The organism is Prosthecobacter vanneervenii, assembly GCF_014203095.1.
Lineage (GTDB): Bacteria > Verrucomicrobiota > Verrucomicrobiia > Verrucomicrobiales > Verrucomicrobiaceae > Prosthecobacter > Prosthecobacter vanneervenii.
On sequence record NZ_JACHIG010000012.1, the window covers coordinates 186,742 to 193,975 of the forward strand.

Genomic DNA, 7,234 nt, shown 5'->3' on the forward strand with positions numbered 1-7,234 from the left:
TGCGGCCGGTGATGGAAAATGGATTCAGCTTTTTGGCGGCCACGGCACAAAGGCGCTCGTGGTGCGCTGGTATTCGCGGTAGGCGTCCCCCTTGCTCTTCACCGCGCACTCTTCCGTGAGCGGGATGCCGGTGACGCGCAGTAGAAAGTGGAGCATGAGCAGCGGTGCGTAGAGCGTGACCCAGCCCCAGGGCGAGCCGCAGGCAAACAGCCAGAAGCCCCACCACACCACCGATTCAAAGAAGTAGTTCGGATGCCGCGAATAGCGCCAAAGGCCCACCTGGCAGACCTTGCCCTTGCTGGCGGGGTCCGCCTTGAAGCGCTGCATCTGCGCATCGCTCAGCGCCTCGCCGCAGATGCCGGTCAGCCACAGCAATGCACCGGCGATTTCGATGGCGTTAAGCTGAGGTGCTGGGTTCAGGCATGCCAGCAGCACAGGCACCGCCAGCAGCACGATGAGCACTGCCTGCGCCTGGAAGAAAAAGAAGAAATTGCGCGCCAGAGCATCACGCCATTTTTCGCGCAGCACCGCATAGCGCACGTCCTCATGCGGGTGGTGGCGTTTGACGCGAAAGAAAAGATACGTGCCCAACCTCACGCTCCACACCACCGCCATCGTCACGGCGATGATCTTGCGCTGCGTCCACCCGCCTCCGGCCAGCCACGCGTAGAGCGGAGCCACCACAGCCAGTGCGTAGGACCACGTCACATCCACAAAGCTGAAGTTGTCCAGCTTCAGGCTGAGCAGCCAGGTGAGGGCAAAGAGGCCTACGGCCACCGCCGTGCCCACGGCGGTCAGAAACCAAAAGTCATGCGTCATGATTCGGAAAGCGGATGTGTTTGTGCAGTTTGTCCACGAACGGTCTGCTGATGAAATACACTGCAGCAATGAGCAGCGGCGCCAGCAGCAGCCACACCACCACGCCGTAGAGACCGATCATGCCAAACTCGGCTAGAAACTGCATCGGATCGGCAAAGAAGCGCTCCATCATCATGGGGATGGAAAGCGGCACATGCGCGGCTCCGAAAAGATCCTCACCAGTGCGCATGAAGATGAGGATGGTGGCCAGCTGCACGGGATAGACGAGCTCGCGAAACACATGCAGCACCGGCTGATTCAGCTTCAGCAGCATGCCCACTCCCAGCGCCAGCAGGGCCGTGGTGCCCAGCAGCGGAAACACACCGGTGGCCACTCCAAAGGCGATGGCCTGCGAGATCTTGGCCGGAGAGGTGCCCTGTGCCAGCTGCGCACTCACAGGCTTCACCACCCAGCGGCGCCAGAGAGATTCTTTGGATGGGCTGGGGGTGGCGTCTGTCATGCCTTGCGCAGAAGTATGTCCTCCATGCGCGCCGTGGCAGGCACACGGAAGAGCAGGATGAGCATGTAAACGGCCATGGCGATGTTGCCCAACAGCAGAATGCCTGCCAGCCAGCCGAGGCGCGCTAGCCAGGAGCGTTCCTTGTACGCCAGCCAGCAGTAGAAGGTGAGAAAGGCCCAGTAGGTATCAAACAGCGTGGCGATAAACCAAGGATGACCGCCCACGGAGCCGGGCAGAGCCCACAGCGCGCACTGGGTCGAAGCCCAGCTCGTGACTCCGAGCATGGACACCAGAACGATGATGAAAAACACGCGGAGAAACCAGATCATGAGCTTTTAGAAGGCGCGGTGAAGGGTGGCGTTGTTCGGGCGGGTGTACACAGCCTGCACCACGCTGATGTTCCGCGTGGCAAAGGCGGCCTCGCAGTACTGCAGGTAGTAGTTCCACTTGCGCATGAAACGCTCGTCAAAGCCCAGCGCCTTCACCTCTGCAGCCTTGGCATTGAAGCGCTCAAACCACAGTCGCAGCGTCTTCGCATACGATGCACCAAGATCTTCCAGGCCGTGCATGAACATCTCGCTCGTGCGGTTGATCGCTTCATTCACGCGCCCCACGCTGAGCAGCAGCGATCCGGGGAAGATGTGCTTCTGGATCCAGTCCACGCCTTTGCGCAGGTCTTTGTGCTGGCAGTCGGCCACGGTGATCATCTGAAAGGCCAGCAGCCCCTCGGGTTTCAACACCTCCGCGCACTTGGCAAAGTAGGTCTCCAGATACTTGTCTCCCACAGCCTCCAGCATTTCGATGGAGGCGATTTTGTCGAACTGACCTGTGATGTGGCGGTAGTCCTGCAGGCGGATTTCCACCCGGTCTGCCAGCCCTTCGCGCGCGACGCGCTCTGTGGCGTATTTGTGCTGCTCCTGGGAGATTGTCACCGCCGTGACCCGGCAGCCGTGATGCTTCGCCGCATGGCAGGAAAAGCCGCCCCAGCCGCAGCCGATCTCCAGCACATGATCTCCCGGCTTAAGATGCAGCTTCTGGCACAGCGCCTCATACTTGGAGTGCTGCGCCTCCGCCAGCGGCTGACCGGGATACTCAAAGCGTGCGGCGGAGTACGTCATCGTCTCATCCAACCAGAGGGAGTAGAATTCATTCCCCAGATCGTAGTGCTCGGAGATGTTCCGCCGGCTGGTGGCCACGCTGTTGGGCCGCAGCAGATGATGCACGCGGTTCACGACATTGAGCAGGTTCACAAACGCCACCTTGCTGGACGAGGAGCTTCCGCCCTGGGTTTTGGAGAGATTGAGGATGAACCACTCGATCACCGCGGCGATATCGTCCGTGTCCCAATCGCCTTCGACATAGGCTTCGCCAAAGCCCACATTGCCAAACAGCACGCATTGCTTGAAGAATTCACGGCTGCGGATGCGCATCTCCGCCGTGATGGGCGCGCCGGGAGCTCCGAGTGTCTGAGTCCGTCCATCCGGATGCACCAGGCGCATGCCGCCATGCACGAAGGGCTTGAGCGAAAGCATGAAGAGCCGCTCGTAAAAGCCAGGTTTGGATGCAGCCGCATTCGATACCAGGAGGGGAGTGTCGCAGGTGATGGTGTTGTTCATGATTTTCCGGGTGAAATGGACGCATGAGGCCGCAGCACTCCGAGCTGCAGGGCGGCATTGGCCGCCTTCCGATGCCAGGGAATGCGCTTGAGCCACAGCAGCAGCGCATGCCAGTGAATGAGAAAGATGACCCGCAGGGTCAGCAGCGGATACTTCACCGCACACAGCAGCAGCGCGGCATCCGTCAGAGGCCTGCGCGTACCGGTCAGGGCAGTGAGGAGCACGCGCTCGTCCTGCTGACGGTCATCGATGTGGATCTCCAATTTTTCATCCGGAAGCCGCAGCTTGAAATCAAAGCTCAGGTCCAGTGCGAAAAAGGGCGACACATAAAAGTGCTTGGGCGTGATGAGGCGGAAGCGCTGCGCATCTTCGACCGTCTTCAGGATGTAGGGCTTCTGCTCGTGAAAGGTGTTGGTCACCTCCGCCACGGCGCACAATGGATTTCCAGCGGCATCATAGGCGTAGTAGAAGCACACCGGATTGAAGATGTAGCCCAGCACTCGCGGAAACGTGAGCAGGCGGATGCTGGCGATGCGCGTGGTATCCACCTCGTTCTCGGCCAAGTAGCGCAGGATGTTGGCCTTCACGCCCTGCGCGCCGAGATCGAGGTGATCGCGGTCATAAAACGAGAAGAGGTTGAACCGGTTGCGGCTGAAGAAGCTCAGCCTGCTGGCGAGGCTGTCGATCTCATCGAGATCCAGCCAGAGATAGAAAACATGGTAGCTGAACTGATGCACCTTGGGCTGCAGCCGGTGGTGCATGACCTTGCATTCGTAGATGGCAGATGAGTCAGGCATTACCAGGGTTCCCTTCCGAGAAGGTCACGACACAGCGCCACCGCCGAGCCAAAGGCGTCCTCGTGGAAGCCGTAGCGGAAGTAGCTGCCACAGAAGTAGGTGCTTTGGTCCGGCGAGATGCGGTTCAGCTCGGGAAGCTGTTTCTGCGCGTCGATGGCGGCCAGATCAAAGAGCGGGTGCTCGTAGTTGATGCGCTTGAGCACCTTCTCGGGTGCGATCTCGTCCGCCGCATTGATGGCCACAAAGTAGTTCGTCTTGTCAGACACGCCCTGCAGGCTGTTCATCCAGTAATGCGTGCTCGGCTCGATGCCGCCGTCCTCACCTGCGCGGATGCGGTAGTTCCACGAGGCCCAGCATTTTTTCGTGCGCGGCATGAAGCTCTCATCCGTGTGCAGCGTGGCGATGTTGGGCTGGTATTTGAAGCATCCGAGCAGCGCGCTCTCGCGCTCGGTCGGCTGCGCCAGCATGCGCAGGGTCTGGTCGGCATGGCTGGCAAAGACGACTTTGTCAAAGGTCTCTGCGGCCCCATCGCGCGGATAAACCTTCACGCCATCGGTGCCCCTCTCCACACGGACCACAGGAGATCCGAGGCGAATGCGGTCTCGGAAGGGCACGGTGAGTTTTTTCACATACGACCGCGCTCCATCCGTCACAGTCCACCACGGATGCTGCGTATGCAGGCCGAGGAAGCCGTGATTGTGCCAGAAGCGGATCAGCGTGAGCGCAGGAAATTCCAGCATCAGCTCCGGCGGCGTGGACCACACCGCAGAACTCATGGGGATGATGTAGATGTTGAGGAAATCGGAGCCGTAGCCCCGTGCCTCCACATACTCGCGCAGCGTCATGCGTGCGTACCGTTCATCCTCCAGCGCGGCCACGGCTTCGGCATTGAAGCGGTTGATCTGCAGCATGAAGCGCCAGAAGCGCGGGCTGATCAGATTGCGCCGCTGGCCAAAGAGATGGTTAAGCGAAGTGCCGTTGTATTCGATGCCGCTCGGCAGATGCGAGACGCTGAAGGACATGGAGGTCGGCTTCGTGGCCACATCCAGCTCCTTGAAAAGACGTGTCAGTAGGGGATACGTCACATGGTTGAAGACCATGAAGCCCGTGTCCACCGGCAGCTCGCGGCCATCTTCCCTTACCGTCACCGTGTTGGTATGGCCGCCGGCATAATCGTTCTGCTCAAAGATGGTGAGATCAAAATGCGGATGCAGAAAATGCGCAGAGCCCAGGCCTGCGACCCCGGTGCCGACGATGGCAAGACGCGGACGGCTCATGCTGGATTCCTCCCGGCAGAAAGTTTGAGCTGCTGCGCCTCACGGTACACGCTGGCAGGCACCACCTTGAGGTCCCAGATCAACCCGGTCCAGGACAGCAGTTTGAGCACATAGTAGGAGATGTCGATCTCCCACCAGAAGAAGCCCTGCCGTGCGGAGCCTGCATAGCGATGGTGGTTGTTATGCCAGCCCTCCCCCAGTGTCAGCAGCGCGAGGAAGAGGTTGTTGCGGCTGTCGTCGTCCGTCTTGAAACGGCGGGAGCCAAACACATGAGCGAGCGAGTTGATGAAAAACGTGGCGTGCAGCAGAATCACCGTGCTGATGAAAAATCCCCACACAAACATCTGCGGCCCGTTGGTTCCCAGTCCCGGCACATGCTTCTCCATCCACGCCCCGGCATACCAGAGCAGAGCAGCATACAATATCGGCACCAGCTGGTCATGGCGGTTGAGAAACACCAGTTCGGGAAATTTCTCCAGATCCCGGATGCGGCTGTAGTCCGTGGGAAAGTTTTTGGGGCTCGTCAGCCAGCCAATGTGGGACCACAGAAAGCCGCGCATCCGGGGAGAGTGCACATCCGGCGTCTCGTCCGAATGCTGGTGATGGTGCCGATGCACCGAGGCCCACCACAGCGCCCCACGCTGGCAGGAGGTGTTTCCCAGCACGGCAAAGAGGAACTGCATCCAGCGCGAGGTGCGGTAGCTCCGATGCGAAAAGTAGCGGTGATAAAACGCCGTGATGGCAAACATGCGCACCGCATACAGCAGCAGCGCCGCCACCAGCGCCGCCCAGCTGAAGCCCACCCACAGCACCGAAAGGCAGCCCAGGTGCAGCACGATAAAGGGAATGCAGCGCCGCCAGTCGATGCCGTCCGTCAGCTTGTCATCTCCCTGCCAGCCCGGCGGCCGGTAGTCGGAATCAAACCACTGCCTGAGCATGACGGCGATATGCCATAAAATGCCGTGTCTGTCGGCTGAGTGCGCGAGATTTGCGGATTTCACGCCTCCTATTGCGCCTGCCCCGTTCTTCTGGATTCAAAAAAATGCCGTGCTGAATCAAGAAATCTCAGTCTTCGTGCAACGGACATCCCGCCCCCCAACCTCGCTAAAGCACAATTCCCCGCACCAGTTCCGCACAGCGCTCCGGTCGCATGCTGTTGATGTAGGTGCCGCTGCCGAGCTCAAATCCCGCCAGCTGAGAGATGCGTGAGATGATGCTGATGTACCAGTGAAAGCAGCCCGACTGCATCTCACCCACCGGGGCGGAGCGCAGGGTAATGTTGTAGTCTGGCGCACCCGCCGCAGCCCTGAGTCGGCGCAGCAGACGGCTGAGCACACCCGCCAGCTCATCGATGTCCTCGTCGCTGATCTCATCATACGAAGCCTGGTGCTTGCGCGGAAAAATCCATGTGTGGTAGGGCGAGAGCGCCGCATACGGCATGAAGGACACAAACGCCTTGCCCTCCTCGATCACGCGCTCCTCGGCCAGCAGCTCCTCATGCAGCACCGCGCAGTACAGGCAGCCGCCCTCCAGCTCATGAAAACGCCGCGCCTCCTGCAGCCGCATGATCACCTGGGAGGAAAGCACCGGCGCTGCGGTGATCTGCGAATGCGAATGCTCCAGCGAGCTGCCGGCTCGCCTGCCCTGGTTTTTGAAAATGACGATGCTCTCCGCCAGCGGATGATGGCGCAGCGCCTGGTAGCGCTCCCGGTACATGCGCAGCACCAGCGCCAGATGCGCAGGTTCCATGTCGCAGAGATCCACGTCATGCCGCGGATGCTCCACCACCACCTCATGCACGCCTGCGGCGGCCATGGATCTGAAAGTGCCACTTTTCTTCCGCTGCAGTTCGCAGCCTGGATCAAAGACCGAAAACTTGTTGGGAAAGGCACGCACCAGCCAGGAGCCATCTGGCGCAGAGATGCGCGCCGTCTCCTCGGGCGTCATCGCTTCATTGCCGGTGCAGAAGGGGCAGTCGGCACGGTGCATGGGCCGCGTTGCGGACTTCACCACATCTCCATGAAAATCATCTGGTCGCAGCGCCCGGTCTGGTGCCATCACGACCCAGTCGAGCGTGATGGGGTTGAAACGCATTTCGGACATGACTCAGGCAGGGGTGGAGGTTGAATGACTAGGCCGTGTTTGAAAACCCTCAAGAGCCATATCTGAGCCAGTCGATGACGGAGGCAAACTGAATGAGGGAGAGGAAGTGGCGAGCAAGCTTGT

The 7,234-nt window shown here is 60.2% G+C and carries 8 protein-coding genes; all 8 read right to left on the minus strand.

Annotated features, from left to right (window positions below; all coding sequences use genetic code 11):
• Positions 1–24: 24 nt before the first annotated feature.
• The 8 genes from HNQ65_RS22610 to galT all read right to left on the minus strand — a co-directional run bounded on the left by HNQ65_RS22610 (position 25) and on the right by galT (position 7,111).
• Positions 25–819, minus strand: a complete 795-nt coding sequence (locus tag HNQ65_RS22610; protein ID WP_184343327.1) for a DUF1295 domain-containing protein — start codon at positions 817–819, stop codon at positions 25–27.
• On the minus strand, positions 809–1,318 hold the full coding sequence (locus HNQ65_RS22615; RefSeq protein WP_184343329.1) for a DUF2062 domain-containing protein: 510 nt from the start codon (positions 1,316–1,318) through the stop codon (positions 809–811). The genes HNQ65_RS22610 and HNQ65_RS22615 overlap by 11 nt, the downstream gene beginning before the upstream one ends.
• Complete coding sequence (locus HNQ65_RS22620; protein WP_184343331.1) at positions 1,315–1,647, minus strand: DUF1475 family protein; 333 nt, start codon at positions 1,645–1,647, stop codon at positions 1,315–1,317. Before HNQ65_RS22620 ends, HNQ65_RS22615 begins: the two co-directional genes overlap by 4 nt.
• 6 nt (positions 1,648–1,653) lie before the next feature.
• Positions 1,654–2,934, minus strand: a complete 1,281-nt coding sequence (locus HNQ65_RS22625; RefSeq protein ID WP_184343333.1) for an SAM-dependent methyltransferase — start codon at positions 2,932–2,934, stop codon at positions 1,654–1,656.
• Positions 2,931–3,731, minus strand: a complete 801-nt coding sequence (locus HNQ65_RS22630) for a DUF1365 domain-containing protein (RefSeq protein WP_246438571.1) — start codon at positions 3,729–3,731, stop codon at positions 2,931–2,933. The genes HNQ65_RS22625 and HNQ65_RS22630 overlap by 4 nt, the downstream gene beginning before the upstream one ends.
• A complete protein-coding gene (locus HNQ65_RS22635) occupies positions 3,731–5,008 on the minus strand; it encodes an NAD(P)/FAD-dependent oxidoreductase (protein ID WP_184343335.1) in 1,278 nt (425 codons plus the stop codon). The genes HNQ65_RS22630 and HNQ65_RS22635 overlap by 1 nt, the downstream gene beginning before the upstream one ends.
• Positions 5,005–5,946 carry an acyl-CoA desaturase gene (locus tag HNQ65_RS22640; RefSeq protein WP_184343352.1) on the minus strand — a complete coding sequence of 314 codons (942 nt, stop codon included), beginning with the start codon at positions 5,944–5,946 and terminating at the stop codon, positions 5,005–5,007. The genes HNQ65_RS22635 and HNQ65_RS22640 overlap by 4 nt, the downstream gene beginning before the upstream one ends.
• 166 nt (positions 5,947–6,112) lie before the next feature.
• Entirely contained in the window at positions 6,113–7,111 is a 999-nt protein-coding gene (galT, locus tag HNQ65_RS22645; protein WP_184343337.1) for a galactose-1-phosphate uridylyltransferase, read from the minus strand.
• Positions 7,112–7,234 lie beyond the last annotated feature (123 nt).